The sequence below is a fragment of the Streptomyces sp. NBC_01092 genome (assembly GCF_045039535.1).
GTDB lineage: Bacteria > Actinomycetota > Actinomycetes > Streptomycetales > Streptomycetaceae > Streptomyces.
In genome coordinates this window covers 10,874,643-10,891,535 of sequence record NZ_CP108659.1, presented here as the reverse complement: position 1 = coordinate 10,891,535, position 16,893 = coordinate 10,874,643, and the positions used below count along the sequence as shown (strand labels likewise).

At 65.3% G+C, this 16,893-nt stretch carries 9 protein-coding genes and 9 pseudogenes; 11 read left to right on the top strand and 7 right to left on the bottom strand.

Translation table 11 applies throughout. From position 1 onward, the window contains the following. Window positions 1–66: 66 nt before the first annotated feature. Window positions 67–906, top strand: a pseudogene (locus tag OG254_RS48515) (transposase family protein). Window positions 907–985: 79 nt separating this feature from the next. Here OG254_RS48515 and OG254_RS48510 read toward each other — a convergent pair. Further along, window positions 986–1,691 (bottom strand): annotated as a pseudogene (locus OG254_RS48510) (transposase family protein); the annotation flags it as partial. Between the two features lie 251 nt (window positions 1,692–1,942). Here OG254_RS48510 and OG254_RS48505 point away from each other — a divergent pair. The 4 genes and pseudogenes from OG254_RS48505 to OG254_RS48490 all read left to right on the top strand — a co-directional run bounded on the left by OG254_RS48505 (window position 1,943) and on the right by OG254_RS48490 (window position 5,995). Further along, window positions 1,943–2,697 (top strand): annotated as a pseudogene (locus OG254_RS48505) (transposase family protein). A gap of 677 nt (window positions 2,698–3,374) precedes the next feature. Continuing rightward, a pseudogene (locus OG254_RS48500) lies at window positions 3,375–4,359 on the top strand (IS630 family transposase). 849 nt (window positions 4,360–5,208) lie between these two features. Beyond that, complete coding sequence (locus tag OG254_RS48495) at window positions 5,209–5,562, top strand: IS3 family transposase (RefSeq protein ID WP_405595644.1); 354 nt, start codon at window positions 5,209–5,211, stop codon at window positions 5,560–5,562. After that, entirely contained in the window at window positions 5,537–5,995 is a 459-nt protein-coding gene (locus OG254_RS48490; protein ID WP_405595642.1) for a DDE-type integrase/transposase/recombinase, read from the top strand. The genes OG254_RS48495 and OG254_RS48490 overlap by 26 nt, the downstream gene beginning before the upstream one ends. A gap of 207 nt (window positions 5,996–6,202) precedes the next feature. Here OG254_RS48490 and OG254_RS48485 read toward each other — a convergent pair. Next, window positions 6,203–6,464: pseudogene (locus tag OG254_RS48485) on the bottom strand (sigma factor); the annotation flags it as partial. Window positions 6,465–7,110: 646 nt separating this feature from the next. Between OG254_RS48485 and OG254_RS48480 the strand changes: the two are divergent. Both OG254_RS48480 and OG254_RS48475 read left to right on the top strand, forming a co-directional pair. Further along, window positions 7,111–7,500 carry an ATP-binding protein gene (locus OG254_RS48480; RefSeq protein WP_405594548.1) on the top strand — a complete coding sequence of 130 codons (390 nt, stop codon included), beginning with the start codon at window positions 7,111–7,113 and terminating at the stop codon, window positions 7,498–7,500. A gap of 195 nt (window positions 7,501–7,695) precedes the next feature. Then, on the top strand, window positions 7,696–8,427 hold the full coding sequence (locus tag OG254_RS48475) for an aldehyde dehydrogenase family protein (protein WP_405594546.1): 732 nt from the start codon (window positions 7,696–7,698) through the stop codon (window positions 8,425–8,427). On the opposite strand, the gene OG254_RS48470 is transcribed toward OG254_RS48475, so the two are convergent. Beyond that, window positions 8,345–9,160 (bottom strand): alpha/beta fold hydrolase, encoded by an 816-nt coding sequence (locus tag OG254_RS48470; RefSeq protein WP_405594544.1) that lies wholly within the window; start codon window positions 9,158–9,160, stop codon window positions 8,345–8,347. The genes OG254_RS48475 and OG254_RS48470 overlap by 83 nt on opposite strands. Window positions 9,161–10,201: 1,041 nt before the next feature. Next, window positions 10,202–10,462, bottom strand: a pseudogene (locus OG254_RS48465) (IS110 family transposase); the annotation flags it as partial. Between the two features lie 101 nt (window positions 10,463–10,563). Between OG254_RS48465 and OG254_RS48460 the strand changes: the two are divergent. After that, window positions 10,564–12,183, top strand: a complete 1,620-nt coding sequence (locus OG254_RS48460; protein WP_405576420.1) for an ISL3 family transposase — start codon at window positions 10,564–10,566, stop codon at window positions 12,181–12,183. Between the two features lie 74 nt (window positions 12,184–12,257). Next, window positions 12,258–12,447 (top strand): annotated as a pseudogene (locus OG254_RS48455) (hypothetical protein); the annotation flags it as partial. Window positions 12,448–12,457: 10 nt separating this feature from the next. On the opposite strand, the gene OG254_RS48450 reads toward OG254_RS48455, so the two are convergent. Next, window positions 12,458–12,838, bottom strand: coding sequence for a transposase (locus tag OG254_RS48450; protein ID WP_405594542.1), 381 nt, complete (start codon window positions 12,836–12,838; stop codon window positions 12,458–12,460). Between the two features lie 630 nt (window positions 12,839–13,468). Here OG254_RS48450 and OG254_RS48445 point away from each other — a divergent pair. Continuing rightward, a complete protein-coding gene (locus OG254_RS48445) occupies window positions 13,469–14,275 on the top strand; it encodes a transposase family protein (protein ID WP_405594539.1) in 807 nt (268 codons plus the stop codon). Here OG254_RS48445 and OG254_RS48440 read toward each other — a convergent pair. Both OG254_RS48440 and OG254_RS48435 read right to left on the bottom strand, forming a co-directional pair. Further along, on the bottom strand, window positions 14,263–14,517 hold the full coding sequence (locus OG254_RS48440; protein ID WP_405594537.1) for a hypothetical protein: 255 nt from the start codon (window positions 14,515–14,517) through the stop codon (window positions 14,263–14,265). The genes OG254_RS48445 and OG254_RS48440 overlap by 13 nt on opposite strands. A gap of 1,044 nt (window positions 14,518–15,561) precedes the next feature. Continuing rightward, window positions 15,562–16,206, bottom strand: a pseudogene (locus OG254_RS48435) (transposase family protein); the annotation flags it as partial. 355 nt (window positions 16,207–16,561) lie between these two features. On the opposite strand from OG254_RS48435, the pseudogene OG254_RS48430 reads away from it, so the two are divergent. Then, a pseudogene (locus tag OG254_RS48430) lies at window positions 16,562–16,747 on the top strand (transposase); the annotation flags it as partial. Window positions 16,748–16,893: the final 146 nt, after the last annotated feature.

Below are 16,893 nucleotides of genomic sequence, written 5' to 3'. Positions count from 1 at the left end.
AAGCTCCCCGACCGCGGCTGGCTGCACAGACGTAACCGGCGGGCCCCGAGGGCAGTTGAGTTTGGTGTGAAGAAGAACAACAGCACCATCGAGGGCCCTGACGGCCTTGTCTACACCGCCCGACTGCCACTGTCGAGCGCCACCTTGAACTATCTCGCCGATCTGATGCGCGGCCACTTGAAGAAGATCGGCTCGCGGTGGCGGGCGCTGCCCGCGGGAAAGATCGCGGGCATCGTGCCGGCGGTGCTGCGCTGTGACCAGCGGCCCGGTGACCTGGCCGGCGGCAACCAGATACACCGCACCACCGTGACTCGGTGAGTGAGGGAAGTCGTCGGCCTGCCGGCCACCCGCGCCCCACGCCTGGACCACGCCCTGAAGAAGACCACCCGAAAGGGCGGCGGAGTCGTACTGCTGGACGGCACAGTGATCCGCACCCGGCGCAGGACCGGAAAGGAGAACCGGAAGAACTACTCCGGCAAGCACACGTGCCATGGCCTGCTCGTGATCGCGCTCACCGACGACCGGGGCCGACTGCTCTGGGTCTCGGCGGCCCGGCCCGGACGCACCTCGGAGATCACTGCCTGCCGCCACGACCAGCTCACCGCCAAGCTGCGGGCGGCCGGACTCGGGGCCATCGCAGACCTGGGATTCGTCGGCCTCGACGACAGTGATCCCGACGCCGACCCGGCGGTGATCACCGGCTGCAAGGCCGCCCGGAACCGGCCCCTGACGCGAGGTCAGAAGCTGACCGACAAGGCGCTGGCGGCCGTGAGGGCGCCGATCGAGCACGGCTTCGCCCACCTGAAGTACTGACGAATCCTCAGCAAGGTCCGCACCGACCCGACATGGGCGACCGCCCTGGTCAGAGCCCTGCTGGTCCTCACGAACCGCGAAGTCTCCCGATGACCGACGATCTTCGCCGAAGTCTTCCGCCCACGACCACCACGAGCACCCCGAACCCCACGCACACCAGACCCGTGACCAGCAACTTCACGACGCACCGCTCACAGGGGGCACGGAGCCGGACGTGGTCGCGGTTGTACTGCTGGTAGTGGGCGGGTTGTTCGCGGTGGTGGTAGTACGGGGGTGCGCACCGTGGCGCCGGCGCCCTGGTAGGCGCGGTGCGCCAGGATCAGGATCTGCCGGGTGAGGCAGGCTTGGATGATGCCGTGGGCGCGGGCCGCGGTCAGGTCATGGGTTCGGCCAGGCGTGGCTCGTGGGAACCAGAGCGGTGTGCCGTCCTGGCGGGCGATAGCCTGGACGTTCATGGCGTGCTGCTTGTGTTTCTGCGAGTAGTACGGCTCGTCGGCCTTGCTGCGGTCGGTGGGGATGAGGGTGCCGTCCGGGATGGCGAAGTCCCCTTCGCCCAGGCCGACGAGCGCCTCACGAGGCCCCGGCGCCCGCTCGGCCAGCACCTCGAGGGTTTCGTCGACGTGCCGCCACGGGGTCGTCTCTGAGACGCCGAACCCGGCTCCGAGCTGGGCGGACGTCTCGTTCTTCCGTAGGTGGGCCAGCGTGAGCAGGGCCTGCTTGAAGCAACTCAACTTCCGCCAGGGCGAGCGTAGTTCACGCCTTCGGACGTAGATGTGCCAGGAGACATGCTCGACCAGCTCATACGGCACGTCGAGCATGGAAGGATACGGAACCAACAGAGCCCCCGGAGTGTCGGCTGTGTCGAGTGGAATCAACACTCCCTACGACCGGGGGCTCTGCTCTGCCACCGCCCCTGACCAGGCCTTTTCACCCTCGCGAGACAGGATGAAAGAGGTTCAGTGACATCACCTATATCCACACCTGGGCCGGGTTTCTCTATCTCGCGGCGGTCATTGAGGACTTTCCAAGCTGGCGGTGCTGACCGCGAGTTGGACACTCCTGTGCAACGACGAAGCTCCTGGTAGACGGGTTCTCGACCAAGATCACCCGTGTCCGCCAGGAGCGTCGCGTGCTTGTCCACCCGTCCTCGATCGATCTGTCCAGCCGCACCTTGCGGTTCCTGACCCCGGACAACTGACTGCCAAGCGGTAGGAGATCGGGACGCGGTGGCGGCGCCTTTCCGCCGCGCGTCAGGCCCTGCTCGCCCTGGCCCACTTGCGGTGCGGTGACACCTACGCCCAGCTCGCTGCCGGATTCGGCATCGGGATCGCGACCGTCTACCGCTACATACGTGAAGCCGTCGAGGCCCTGTCCGCCCTCGCCCCGTCCCTGGCCGAGGCGATGAAGACAATCCGGAGGAAGGCTTCGTGATCCTCGACGGCACCCTGCTGCCCAGCGACCGCATCGCCGCCGACACCCGTACTGCTCCGGGAAACACAAACGTCACGGCATGAACGTCCAGGTCCTCACCGATCCGTTCGGACGGCTGCTCTGGGCCTCGCCGGCTCTGCCCGGCACGACTCACGACCTGATCGCCGCGCGGCAGCACCGGATCATCGAAGCCCTCGCCGATGTGGGGCTCAAGTGCTGGGCGGACAAGGCGTATCAAGGCGCCGGCGGACCCGTCCGGGTACCGCTTCGGGGCTGCAGCCTCAGGCGATGGAAGCGCCGCCACAACACCACCCACGCCAAGATCCGCTGCCTCGGCGAGCGGGCCATGGCCACCCTCAAGGGCTGGCGCCTCCTGCGGAAACTCCACTGAGCACCAACCGAATCACCGACGTGGTGAAGGCCGTCGTCGTCCTTCACCACGCAGCAACGTGAGGTTGGAAAACGCTCCGTGGTTCGAGAGGCGTTCCGATCCTCGGGAGTTCACGCCGCTCTTGAGCGCCTGCGGCTCGTGGCTCCGCCGGCCGTCGAGGGCGCCGCTTATGCAGCGTTCCGCTCCATGCGACACTCGTCACAGGAAAGCGGCCCGCACCCTCGCCGACCGGGGTGCGGACCGCGGCTTGAATGGCCCTCCGGCGTTGCTATGATCGCTGCCTGGACCCGATACCTTACGTGCCAAGCTCACTGCCATGCACTTCCATGGAAGTCAGCTCTGCAGTTATGTGCAGTCATAGGTTTGCCCGCTTGGAGGCGCGCTGAGGCTTGAATAGCCCCAGGCCTTTCTAGTACTCATCTTCTTCTACTGCACAAGTAGACCTTCGCGCGATGCGCACCGGTCATCAACTATGTGGATGATTTCCTGCTCCTAGGACGCATGAAGGTCTCTGCCTTTGTAACAACATTCTGGTGAGAGTCTGTCGCCCATCGGTGGTTATGTGGCGGTGCGGGCAGACTAAATCTGTGACGCATGCTGCTCTTACTATTGGCGCCGTCACGGATTCCTTATGCATAGTGATCCGAAACGGTAGGTGCTCTGGGTCGTTGGTCTCTGTGTGAGTGAACTGGTGGGGGACGCACAGCAGTTGTCGCCGTCGGCGCAGGAGGCTCTTCGACTGCGGGCGGTGGCCGCGCTGGTGGCAGGCCGGGACCGTGAGGATGTCGCAGCGCTGTTCAAGGTCTTGCTCAAGGCCGTGGACAACTGGTGGACGAAGTGGCTGGCAGGCGGTCGTGAGGCGCTGGTGGCCCGGCCGCGTGGGCGTCGGGTCGGTGAACACCAGCTTCTTGGCGAGGCCGAACGGCAGGCGATCCGGCAGGCCGTTCTGGATCACCGTCCGTGTGACTGGGGTTGGCCGGGCAGTTGTGGACGCGGGCCGGGGTGGGGGATCTGATCGCGAAGCTGTACCGGGTGCGGCTGACCGAGCAGGGGTGGCCAAGTACTTGCGCCGATGGGGCCTGTCCTTCCAGCGTCCGGACAAGCGGGCCGTCGAGCAGGACGCGGAAGCGGTCCGTGTCTGGCGGGAGGAGACCTGGCCGGCGAGCGATCCGCGCGAGGGCGAAGGCTGAGGGTGGTGAGGTGCTCTTCGCCGACCAGGGCGGCATCCGTTCCGATCAGGTCACCGGCCGCACCTGGGGCGCCAAGGGGTGCACCGGGTCGTGCGCCGCAGCGGCAACCGGTTCTCGGTCAACGCGATGTCCGCGATCAGCACGAAGGGCCGGATGCACTTCATGGTCTTCACCGAGACCTTCGACGCCGACGTGATGTGCCGCTTCCTGTACCGGCTCGCAGGCCACTTCAACCACAAGGTCCACCTCGTCCTGGACGGCCACTCCGCGCACCGCTCCCGCAAGGTCCGCGCCTGGCTGGCCGATCACCCCGACCGGATCGAACTGCACTTCCTGCCGCCGTACTCGCCGGAGCCGAACCCCGACGAGCTGGTCAACGCCGACCTCAAATGGAGCCTTCCGATGCACAGTCGGGCCCGCGGCCAGACCCAGCTCGCCGCCGAGACACGCAGGTTCTTCCACCGGCGTCAACGTCAGCCACCCTTCGTCCGCGGCTACTTCGGCGGCCCGCACGTCCGCTACATCCTCGAATAGAACCGATTGAGTTTCGGATCAATAGATGCTCACTTCGTATTGTTCACCCACAGCAGAACACTTGGCCCCCGCCTCGGGTTCACCGGAGGTTCTGTCCACGACCAACCACAGCATGGGGTGTCGCGTAGCCATGACCCTATGAGTGCTGGCACCGACGGGGAGCCACTTGCGAGGACTTTGCCCTGGAGGCCATGATCTGGTTCCTTCACGTACAGCGGTGGCGTACGGCGCGTAGGTCCCGCAGCGCAACTCGTGGTGACGGCCGGGCAGTGCGGCGACTCGCTGCAGTTCGAGCCGGTGCTGGAGAAGCCCGCTTGCCCACATCCGGTTGGGTCAGCTGCGCGTCCGCCCCGTCGAGTACGCGCTGGCAAGGTGTACGCCTCTCGCAAGAACCGCGCCTACCTGCGCCGCCGCGGGATCCGATGCCATCCCAGCCAAGGTCGAGCAGGCACGTAACCGAAGGGAACTCGGGTTCCGCGGCGGCCGACCACTGCGCTTCGACCTGGCCGGCTACCGTGAGCGGCACGCGGTCGAGTGCGGGATCAACTGTCTCAAGAGGCACCACGCCGTCGCGACCCGTTACGACTGTGAGGATGCTGGTGTGCCGCCTTGGGTGGTCGTCTGGCCCGCGATACGACTGGCCTTGGTGCCTTGCGTTTGATCTGCCGACTGCTGTCTGAGGCGGTGCGTGCTGCCACCGAAACGGTGGACGTGTCCCGATGGACATCTCGGGCCTTCGCGAGAGGCACCGTCACAGTCCTGACCGCCACACCGTTCCGGCGTCGGCTACCGGTGTTCCCGAGGCGAGCAGGAGACACGCGACCATGCCCAGCATGACTCAGCGCAGCCATCCACGTCACGACACAGCTGATCAGCACGAACAGGTCCTGCTCGGAGTCGACACGCACAAAGACGTCCACATGGCTGCGGTCGTCACCAGCACCGGTCTTCTACTGGACACGAGAAGCTTTCCCCCACGAGGTCACCGTCATCCATGTCGGCTCGTGTCAGACCTACGGCGTCCCGCGCGGCCACGCCGAATTAGGGCGCCTGGGCCGGCTGGTGAACCGCAAACGTATCGCCCGCATCGCGCGCGAGTACTGCATCCAGGGTGTCACCCGCCGCAAGCGTCGTTCGCTGACGCGGGCGGACAAGAAGGCACGGTTCGGCTCCGGACCTGATCGGCCGCGACTTCTACGCTGATCAGCCGGGAACGAAGTTGGTCAGCGACATCACCGCCCTGCCCACCGGTGAGGGGTGGCTCTACCTCACCTGCTGGCTGGACCTGGCCACCCGCGAGGTCGTCGGCTGCTCGATGGCCGACCACCATGTCGCCACTCTCGTCGTCGACGCGCTGCAGATGGCTGCCGGCAACGGCCGCTCCGGCCCGGCTGCACAGCGCATTCGGATCGCGGCAGCGAATACACCAGCAGCCAATTCCAAGCCGAAATACACAAGTTGGGCCATCGGCAAAGAGACCGGCACTCGCACCCGACCCGACCGGGCCACCGCCCGCGCCGAGGTCTTCGACTTCATCGAAACGATCTACAACCGCCGCCTGCGCAAGCACAGGGTCTTCGGCTACCTCACCCCAGCCGAGGCACGGCAACGACACCAACACGACCTCGTGGCATAAAGATCGCGTGTCCAAGTTCACGGGGAAGCTTCACGCCACGTGCTCGCTTCGCCGAGACGCTAGTCGAAGCACATTGTCCGTGCCGACCATGAAGGTGAACGGTTCGGCCAGTTCCGCTGCCGATCGCTCAGCGACCCCGCTGCCGAAGTCAGCCGCCGAGCTGATCCGGCGTCCACCGCTGCCAGGCCGGACCACAGCCATCAGCACGTCCTCCGCAGGCGTGAGTTCCAGGGGGAGGGATCGACCTCCTGCGGGCGCGCCTGGCGGCTGCGGTGGCCGTCGATGACGATGCGGCCACCGTCATGAGCCAGGGCCAGTCGGAACCTGTGGTCCGGTTCAGCTCGGCGTCGCGTCAGGCACGTACCAGGGTCTCCTGGACGACGTCCTCGGCGCGGTGGCGGTCTCCCGACACCAGCCGCAGGACGTAGGCGAACGGAGGACTCGCGTGCTCGCGGTACAGCACCCGCATGAGCTCCTCATCCGGTACCTCGCTAGGGCCGGACTCCGGATCCCGATTCCCTGTTGCTGAGCCGAATGCGGCGGGGACGGCAATATCATCCGCGCGTCAGTGGGCTGCGACATGAGAGCCGTCACTCATGGCCTGACTGCCGCCCACGTCTGCACGAAGTTTGCACCTCCGCGTAAAGCCTCGGTCGGCGCAGCGGCATCGCAGCTAGTGATCTTGGTGTCCGTCGGGTGGCTCATGAATGCCTACCCGTAGTGCGACGGCCCGGTCGTGGTCGTAATCGGCCACCAGCCGGAGCGCACTGTTTCAGTGAAGGCGTGCCCGTCCCGGCCCACTACTCGGATGGCGGTGGCCCCGCCACGCCATTGGGGACGAGGGTTTGGTTCCAGATGTTGGCGGTCTCGTCGAGCGGAATACGTAGGCATATCGGTAGTTTCCTCGGTGTGCGGGGGTTGGTGGAGGAACAGGCTGAAGGAGGTGAATCCGCTAGGAAGTGGTCTTCATGTACGCAAGGACAGCTGACAGGCTCCCTGCACAGACCGGTGGCGCCGCCGCTGGGTACCAGTCCAGCGTTGTTGCCGTTGGTGCTCCGGACGGACGGGGAACGCCGATGCCGGGGTCGGCGATCAGGCTGGCTCCTCTGTGCTCAGTGGATGACGCTGCGTGGTCGCTTCCGCACCGTCCGCAAGCGGCTGGTGCTGCGCGTGAGGTCATCGCCGCGGTCCTTGCTGACTGGCATGTGGACGAGGAGGCGAGCGAGGCGGCGCTGCTGGTGGTCTCCGAGCTGGTCACCAATGCCGTCGAACACGCACGGCCCCCGCTCGCCCTGCACCTGATCCGCGAGCCTGACCATCTGCAGTTCCGGGTCGAAGTCGCCGACGGCGGCCCAGCCGTCGGCGAAGGCGCGTGGACGGCCTCCTGCGAGGCCGACGAACACGGACGCGGCATGGCGATCATCGACGCCGTCACTACTGCCCACGGGACCCGTCCCCACCCCCAAGGCACCACCCACTGGGCCGCCCTTCCGACCACCGCCTGAGAAGCACTCCCGCTCTCGTCATCCCCAAACCTGCGGATACCATGGCTGGGAATCCCCGGCTGAGTACCACTGTGTCTTCTCCGGCTCGGCTCGGAGCGTCCGAGATCGGAACACTCCGGCCTGCTGCTTGGTCAGCAGTGTGGAGCTGCTCCGCAAAGGTGCGGAGCAGAGGCACCGGCCGAGAGAGGTAACGCGATGGCGCGCCCCGCGGAATCCGAAGCAGCCCGCATCAGCTTCGACAGGGACTACGTATCGACCATCGAGGGAAGGGCGGCGACGTCCCCGATGACGGCGCCGGTGTACAACCCGGCAACCGGGCAGGTGATCGCCTCCGTCCCGGTCACGACTCGCGCCCAGCTCGACGAGGGGGTTGCTGCGGCGCGGCGGGCCTTCCGTGGCTGGGCGGCGACACCGCTCCAGGAACGCCAGGCCATCGTGTCGGCCATCGGTGACCGGCTCGCCGAGCACGCCGAGGAATTCATGGCTCTCCTCACCCGGGAGCAGGGCAAGCCCCGTGCGGGGGCCGAATGGGAGGTCCTCGGATCCGTCGCCTGGTTTCACGAGATCGCCAGGCAGTCGCTCCCCGAAGAGACGCTGGTCGACACGCCGGAACGGCGGGTCGTCTCCCGCTGCACGCCGGTCGGCGTCGTGGGCGCGATCGTGCCCTGTAACTTTCCGATTCTGCTCGCCGTGTGGAAGATCGCGCCGGCCCTCGTCGGGGACCTTTTCGCCCAACTGACGGTGTGGAGTCCTTTGCGGATGAGGATGTCGGCAGGGTTAGCGAGTGCAGGCCGGTCCGGCTGCCGCGTAGCGGCCATGGAGAGGAGGGCATCCAGGCGACCGCTCATGACGTCCCCCGTTGCGCAAGGGTCTGGACTGCAGGGACATTCGGGCCTTCAGGGCTTGTTGCGGCGAGGAACTCAATGATCGTCCTAGTGACTACTTCGGGATGCGTGAGGTGTATCTCATGCGGCGCCTCCGCAATTTCCACCCTGGACGTAAGGCTGCCCGACAGAGGTACCAAAGCGTCGGCTTGAAAGCTGCTGGCGAACTCATCCCGGCATCCGCTGATAACGAGCGTCGGCGACGTGACCGGATCAAATTGGTGGGCGATGTCCCAGTTACGGAACTCGTGAGACAGCCAGACGTCGTGCCAGCCGTAGAACGCCGCGTTGGGATTGTCATGAATAAGTGCCAGCTTTGCCCGCAGATCGCCATTGATAAACTCGGCCTCGGCGGCGCGAATCCCCTTCAATGTATGCTCCTCAACGGAGACAAGTGGAGCCATAAGCGCTAGTCCGGGCAACTTCTTGGGAGAGCGTGCAGCGTACAGAAGGGCGATGGCCGCCCCATCACCATGACCGACGAGAACCGGCTCCTCGAAGCCCATTCGCTTCAGAACTTCGGGTAGTACGACTGTCGACTCGTGGTCCAGATAGCTCACCAAACGGGGAATTGTCGCAGGTGCCGAGTGGCCATACCCATGCCGAGAGTAGATCAGTGCTTTTCTATCGGTCGCGGCAGCTATGGGGGCGTAAATCCGGAACCAGCCCGCGATGGACCCCAGACCATGGTGCAGGAACACCAATGGTGCCCTGTCGTTACGGCCGTTGATGACTACATACTCGATCGCCCCGCCCACTACCTCAAGCTGGGGCACGGAGGGCCTCCAGGGAGAATCGAGCGCAAGTCCCAGGGGCAATCCTTGGGACAGTGCGCCTGTCCCTACTTCGCGAATGACAATGCCAAGTCAGGGGTGACCCAGCAGGTACGGCAGGCTGGAATGGGAGCTCTTCCATGATCATCGACAGTCCTACGGGGATGCTTGCATGCCGTGAGTGCTTCGTCACGCTGTGGTCCAGGGTGGTGGGGTGTCTAGCCGCGTCCCTGAAGGGGCGGCCTCCTGGGCTGCGGCCTTCTGCTTCTACGACTGCCAGCCCAGCACCCCGAGGTCGGACGCTACCAACGGAACTTGGCCGAAAATCGCCTGCCCGAAAAGTGGTGCCCGTTTGGCCCGCAGCGAGTGGTAGCAACGCGCAAGCGAGAGCGGGAGGTACGTCTTCAGCTTCAATCCGGCGCATCAGACGAGGCCGCAAACGAATCCGAGCGCAGAACCGGTTCTGGCGACTGCACTGCGCGGTGGATCGTTCCTGCCAGACCTCGCAGGGAAGAGGTCAACCCACAACCTGATGTGGCGGCCATGTAGAGGGAAAAGGGACTCCGACGCCGCCGGATGCGGGCCTGGGACGGCCTGGGGAAGGCCACACGGGGCGGCGCTACCTGGGCCCTTCGCACTGGAAGCTCGTCAGACCTTGGGTGAAGGGGGCTGTGGGAATCGAGAGATTTAGGGCCCCCAATCCGGGACACGCTCCGCCGGCTCAGTGCCAGCTCTGCCCGGCCCGTGTTCCTCAATCGACCGGAACCGGTCCTGGATGCCCCCTCGGCTCAAAGAGCCGGCGGCTCGTCGCCGGCTACGACGTCGGCAAGACCATCAGACGCCCCGAGACCCTCAAGGCCGTCGGTGTACCTGGCAGACCATGTAGATAAAAGACAAGATGAGGGTCTGTCTTCCCGGCCAAGGCATGGCGCCGACATCCGGCAACCACGTGACCAAGAGCGTTGCCAGAAGTTCCGGCGCTCCTGCCCCTATGAGCGATCTACCGGCGCCCTCCGGGCCCGGTGACACCTCCTCATGTTGTTGTCAAGCCGCAGGGGCGACGGGAGTTGGGGGTTGATAGCACTGCCGGTCACGGATCATGGCGAACAGGACGTTGACGCGGCGGCGGGCGAGCGCGAGAACAGCGTGGTTGTGCGTCTTCTTCTAGGCTCTCTTGCGGTCGTAGAAGATCCGGGACTCCGAGCAGCTGCGGATGCTGATCATCGCGGAGCGGTAGAAGACGCGCTGGAGACCATGGTGGTAGCGGTGGGGCCGATGCAGGTTGCCGTTCATGTTGCCGGAGTCGGTCAACTTTCAAGCGTCGCCACTGGTCCACTTTTCAGGTTCTGGATCACTTTCAGTGCCGAAGCAACGGAGGGTCACCACAAGCGCGATCATGAACGGCCGTGGATGCGCTTCTCCAGGACCTGTGGTTCCACCAGGTCGAAGGTGTTCTGATCGAAGACGTCGAACCTGACGGTGAGTTGGTGGTCGTGCGGGCACGCGCGTCAGCGGAGCGCGCCGGCTGTCCTGCATGTGGAACGGTGTCGGCCCGGGTGCACAGCCGGTACGTACGCCGCCTCGCCGACAGTGCGGTCGGCGGGCGCCCTGTGGTGATCGAGTTACAGGTCCGTCGGTTCCGTTGCTGCCAGGGCGCCTGTCCGCAGGCGACGTTCGCCGAGCAGGTCGACGGGCTGACGTTCCGGCACGGTAGGCGAAGTGCCGGTCTACAAGCGGTGCTTGAGCGGCTGGCGGTGATGCTGGCCGGCCGTGCTGGCGCCCGTCTGGCGCATACGCTCGCGGTCCAGGCCAGCCGGTCGACGCTCCTGCGGCTGATACGCCGTCTGCCGGATCCCGCAACGCATGTCCCCAGGGTGCTCGGGGTGGATGAGTTCGCGCTGCGCAAGGGCCACAACTACGGCACCGTCCTGGTCGACATCGACACGCGTCGTCCGGTCGATCTGCTTCCCGACCGGACCACGGCGACGGTCGCCCGGTGGCTGGCCGACCATCCCGGTGTCGAAGTGATCTGCCGGGACCGTTCCGTCGCCTATGCAGAGGCCGGACGGCTCGGCGCCCCGGACGCGATCCATGTCGCAGACCGCTGGCACATCTGGAAAAACCTCGCCGAGGCGGTCGAGAAGACTGTCGTCCAGCATCGGGCCTTGCTCCGCAAACCGGAGGACATCGCCCCGGTCCGCACGGCCCTCCCGCCGGCGACCGCCGGACTTGCGGCGGAGTCTCCATCCGAGCCGCGACAGTCCGGCCGCCTGTCGGATCGGGTGCGCGAGCACCACTCGGCCGTTCACGCCTTGCTGGACGAGGGACTCGGGCTGCGGGCGATCGCCCGTCAGCTCGGGCTGGCCCGCAACACCGTCCGCCGGCTCGCACACGCGACCAATGCGGACGAACTCCTCGTCGGGCGGTGGACCGGGCGCCCCAGTGTCCTCGATCCCTACAAGCCCTATCTGCATCAGCGGTGGGCGGAGGGCTGCACCGTCGCTCGCCGCCTGTTCGAGGAACTCCGCGAGCGCGGCTACCCCGGCGGCGAGAGCGTGGTGAAGAAGTACGTGCAGCGGCTCCGGAAAGCCTTCCCGCACGACGATCCGCCCCGCAAAGCGCCGTCCGTGCGGGACGTCACCGGCTGGATCACCCGCCGCCCAGACCGGCTCAATGACGATCAGGCCCAGCAGCTCAAGGAGATCCTTGCCCGCTGCCCCGAACTCAACCAGGCCGCCGAACACGTCCGCGCCTTCGCCGAGTTGATGAACAACCGCCAAGGCCAGCACCTCGACCAGTGGATCGAGCATGCCCAGGCCGACGACCTGCCTGCCCTGCACGGCTTCGTCAACGGCCTGGGCCAGGACTTCGACGCCGTCGTCGCCGGGCTCAGCCTTAGCTACAGCTCCGGCGCCGTCGAGGGCCACAACAACAAGATCAAGATGCTGAAGCGGCAGATGTTCGGCCGGGCCAACTTCGATCTGCTCCGCAAACGGGTCCTTCTCGCGGCGCGAGGCCGTTCATGATCGCGCTTGTGGTGACCCTCCGTTGCTTCGGCACTGAAAGTGATCCAGAACCACTTTTCAGCTGACGCCGACACTCCTGTTCGGCAGTCGCTGGTGCTCTGGACGATGTAGCACTCGGGCGGCCGTCCGGCTGCACCCATGAGGTTGTGTTCCGGAGGTGCCCTGGCTGCCAAGAGCACAACATCGTTGCGCGATGACGACTTCGTCTGCGTCTTCTGCGGCAGCGATCTGCCTGAGGCGTGGAAGGTGGATCCCGCTGCGTGACGGCTTTGGGTCATCGCCACTCGTTGATGGCTGCGATGAGGATGCTCGCCTCGTAGCGGACCGCTAGCATGTGGTAACGCGTGGCGACGGCGTGGTGCCTCTTGAGACGGTTGATCCCGCACTCGACCGCGTGCCGCTCACGGTAGCCGGCCAGGTCGAAGCGCAGTGGTCGGCCGCCGCGGGACCCGAGTTCCCTTCGGTTACGTGCCTGGTCGACCTTGGCTGGGATGGTGCATCGGATCCCGCGGCGACGCAGGTAGGCGCGGTTCTTGCGAGAGGCGTACAACTTGTCAGCGCGTACTCGACGGGGCCGACGCGTGGCCGGCCCGACCCGATGCGGGGCACGCGGACCTTCTCCAGCACGGGCTCGAACTGCAGCGAGTCGCCGCACTGCCCGGCCGTCACCACGATAGCCATGGGCTTCTGGCCCTGCTCGACGGCCAGGCGCGGCTTGGTGGTGAACCCGCCGCGCGGGCGCCCCAGTCCGATCAAGGGAGGGCTCAATGAAGACACCGCCCGGCGGTTCCTTCTGTAGGTCACCCTGCCTCCGGGTCCCGGCCGCATGCTCATGAGCGCGGCACACCGTGGAGTCGACGCTCCGGTCCCAGGTGATCGCGCCCTTCGCGTCCGCCAGGGACTGGAGCCGGGTGAGGACCTGGTGCCAGGTGCCGTCACGGTGTCATCGGCGGAACAGGGTCGTAGATCCGGCTCCACGGCCCGAACCCGACGGGCACGTCCTGCCCGGAACACCGGCACAGACCTGGAACCGTATGCCGTCGATCAGTTGCCGCGGGGCCAACCAGGCAGCTCTCCCTTTGTCCCCATGGGCAACAACGGCTCCACACCGCCCACTGTTCATTAGTGAGATCTCCCCGTGTCATGAAGGACGATTATTCATGTCACAAGATCCACTTTCGATTCAGGACCTAGTGTCCCACTGAGCCTCTTTCATCCTGCCTCTGAAGGGCTATGAAGGCTGGTCAGTGGGGTGGTGAGGTGACGAAGCCCCCCGTCGTTGGTTGTGGTGATCTCACTCAACACGACCACCGGCCGGGGGGCTTCGTTGGTTCCGTATCCTTCCATGCTCGACGTCCCGCACGAGCTCGTTGAGCACGTTGGGTGGCTCATCTACGCCCGAAGGCGTGAACTGAACTCACCGTGGCGGAAGCTGGGTTGCTTCAAGCAGGCCCTGCTCGTCCTGGCTCACCTGCGGAGGAACGAGACGTTCGCCCAGGTGGGAGCCGGGTTTGGCGTCTCGGAAGCGACCGCGTGGCGGTACGTCGACGAGACACTCGAGGTCCTCGCCGCGTGGGCGCCCGGCTTGCGCGAGGTACTGCTAGGCCTGGGGGAGGGCGACTTCGTCATCCTCGACGGCACGTTGATCGGCACGGACCGCGTCGCCGCGGACGAACCGTACTACTCGATGAAGCACCGCAAGCACGGCGTGAACGTGCAGGTCATCGCCACCCCGGACGGCACACCTCTCTGGCTCTCCCGCGCGCTGCCGGGCCGCACCCACGACCTGACCGCCGCCCGGGCACACGGCATCGTCCAAGCGTGCCTGACCCGCCAGATCCTCATCCTGGCCGACCGCGCCTACCAGGGCCCCGGCGCCACCGTCCGCACCCCCTACTACCACCACAGCATCCAGCCGCTCCACTACCAGCAGTTCAACCGTGACCACGCACGACTCCGGGCACCCGGCGAACGAGCCTTCGCCCAGCTGAAGTCCTGGCGGATCCTCCGTCGAGCACGCTGCTCCACGAACCGCCTCAGCCGCACCGTCCAAGCCATCCACACCCTGCTGACCTGCGACTACTCAGGATGAACGAGGTTCACTCGCGCAGGCGATATCCGTTTGCAGTGCTTGACCTTCTCCTCGCTGACCTGGTCATATTCGGCATTGCACAAAGCATCGGCCTTGGCGGACAGCAGTGCGTCGGTGAACGTCTTGACCATCGCGTGCAGAAAGGCAGGACTCGCCGCGGTGAGGTTGGTCCTCGGCGAGTGTGGTGCAGGGGCACGCTGTCTGGTGCGGTCATCGTGATGATCTCGTTCGAGCGTCGACACCTCCAAGATCAGCCGGCGGCAACGCTGGAGCGGGCCCCGGGACCAGGTCGACCCGTACACCACGTCCCTGGACGCAACCGTGATCCGTACCGGGAAGCCACACACGACTTGTTTCCCGGCCAGCCACTCTAATACAAGCAGGCTCAGGATTCCCTTTCGGGCACGACTGGTGCCCGTCGATGCCTTAATCGTCGCGATAGCTCAATATTTGTCGACACCAAGGGGTGGGCGCTGGGTATGATGCGTAACGCCATCGGAACTCCGATCGTCTTTCTCTGATCTCCAGTAGATCCCTTAGAGAGAGGCCAGGGGAGTCGACGTGCGAGCGATGCCACGCAAGGTGACGGCAACGGATTGGGAGTGGCATGCACGGCACCCGGCATCGAAGGCGCGTAGATTCACTTCGGCCTGCGAAGGAATTAAGGAGAAGTCTATGGCTATGCGGCCGCCATCACCCGATGATCGCCGAAATGGATTTTCGACTTACCATTGGCCGGGCACCGTATCCCTCCCAGGAAGTGCAGATTTTCAACGGTCCGCCAAGATGTGGCTCTTCGATTTGTCCCCGGCTTGCTGGCGATACGAAGAGGCCTTGCATCGCCATCCCGCCGAATTGGCGGTGTTGGTGATGGAACACCTCAAGGCTCAAATTCTCGCCATGGTGAAATATAGGCGCAGGGTGGGTAATCTCGACAAAGAGAATGGATCTGGCCCGGCACGACAAGTTGCAGACATATGTCTTCGAGAGTGCCAGCGAGCGGAAGCGCTACAGGGACAGGTTGCGCTGGTGGAGGAAGCCCTAAGGGAAGTCGATAGGAAAAGGTCTCCTTGAAGCGCCATGAATGGTGTCAGCAAGGATTTTAGGGTAGTGGCTGGTGTTTTCAGCCCTGCTGGCCGGGTATGCCTTGTGACCGATCTGTGCCCTTGAAGGGGTGAATGCGAACTCGCTTCTGGTGGCTGGTGAGAGAGACTCGATGTTTCATACTGCTGAGCTTTCATGATGAACGCCTTTGCCTTCAGAGTAGTGCGAAACAGCGTTCAGGGAAAAGTCTCCCATCTGGTTCGATGAGCGGGGTAGTAGGGGGTGCGGACGGTGGCGCCGGGGCCCTGGTAGGCGCGGTCGGCCAGGATGAGGATCTGGCGGGTCAGGCACGCTTGGACGATGCCGTGTGCCCGGGCGGCGGTCAGGTCGTGGGTGCGGCCCGGCAGCGCGCGGGAGAGCCAGAGAGGTGTGCCGTCCGGGGTGGCGATGACCTGCACGTTCACGCCGTGCTTGCGGTGCTTCATCGAGTAGTACGGTTCGTCCGCGGCGACGCGGTCCGTGCCGATCAACGTGCCGTCGAGGATGACGAAGTCGCCCTCCCCCAGGCCTAGCAGTACCTCGCGCAAGCCGGGCGCCCACGCGGCGAGGACCTCGAGTGTCTCGTCGACGTACCGCCACGCGGTCGCTTCCGAGACGCCAAACCCGGCTCCCACCTGGGCGAACGTCTCGTTCCTCCGCAGGTGAGCCAGGACGAGCAGGGCCTGCTTGAAGCAACCCAGCTTCCGCCACGGTGAGTTCAGTTCACGCCTTCGGGCGTAGATGAGCCACCCAACGTGCTCAACGAGCTCGTGCGGGACGTCGAGCATGGAAGGATACGGAACCAACGAAGCCCCCCGGCCGGTGGTCGTGTTGAGTGAGATCACCACAACCAACGACGGGGGGCTTCGTCACCTCACCACCCCACTGACCAGCCTTCATAGCCCTTCAGAGGCAGGATGAAAGAGGCTCACTCGCTGAAGTTAGGGGATCGCACGCGCTAAACCTAAGCTTGTCCTACCTTCCAAGCGAGGGTCTGAGCTGGTCATTCGTAAGAACGGCGGGCCCAGGGGTTCTGGGTATGGCTGTGAGCTTGTCGCCGTTGGATGGCTCAAAGAGTTGGGCCGCCCGGAGCCCCGCGACGACTCGACCGCTAATTGGGATACGCGACTCGATCGCTGTGTAGGACAACGTCGGCGAGGTCGTCTGCGGGATCAATGTGACGACGAGCTGGCGGAGGTGACCGTGCCCCAGATCTGGGCCGGAGTGGACATCGGCAAGGAACACCACCACCGCGTGGTGGTCGACGAGCGCGGCGAACGCCTCCTCTCACGCCGAGTCTTCAACGACGAACCGGTCCTGCTGGAGCTGATCGCAGACGTACTCGCGCTGTGTGAGGACGCCCTGTGGGCGGTGGAGCCCCGGACTGGGGTAAGTCCGGTTCCAGGATGCACGTCCTGTCAGATGCGAACGGACTGCCCCTATGCATCGGCCCTCCGCGCGGTCGGCGGACTGCTTGGCCTCGACAGCTTCTTTGCGGGCCGCGTGCATGACCGACTCCAGGCGAACGGTGGCGC

What these genes read in the sequence shown, in the direction of transcription:
- OG254_RS48475 (WP_405594546.1), top strand. Translation starts at nt 7,696, where the DNA reads ATGGCGCGCCCCGCGGAATCCGAAGCAGCCCGCATCAGCTTCGACAGG.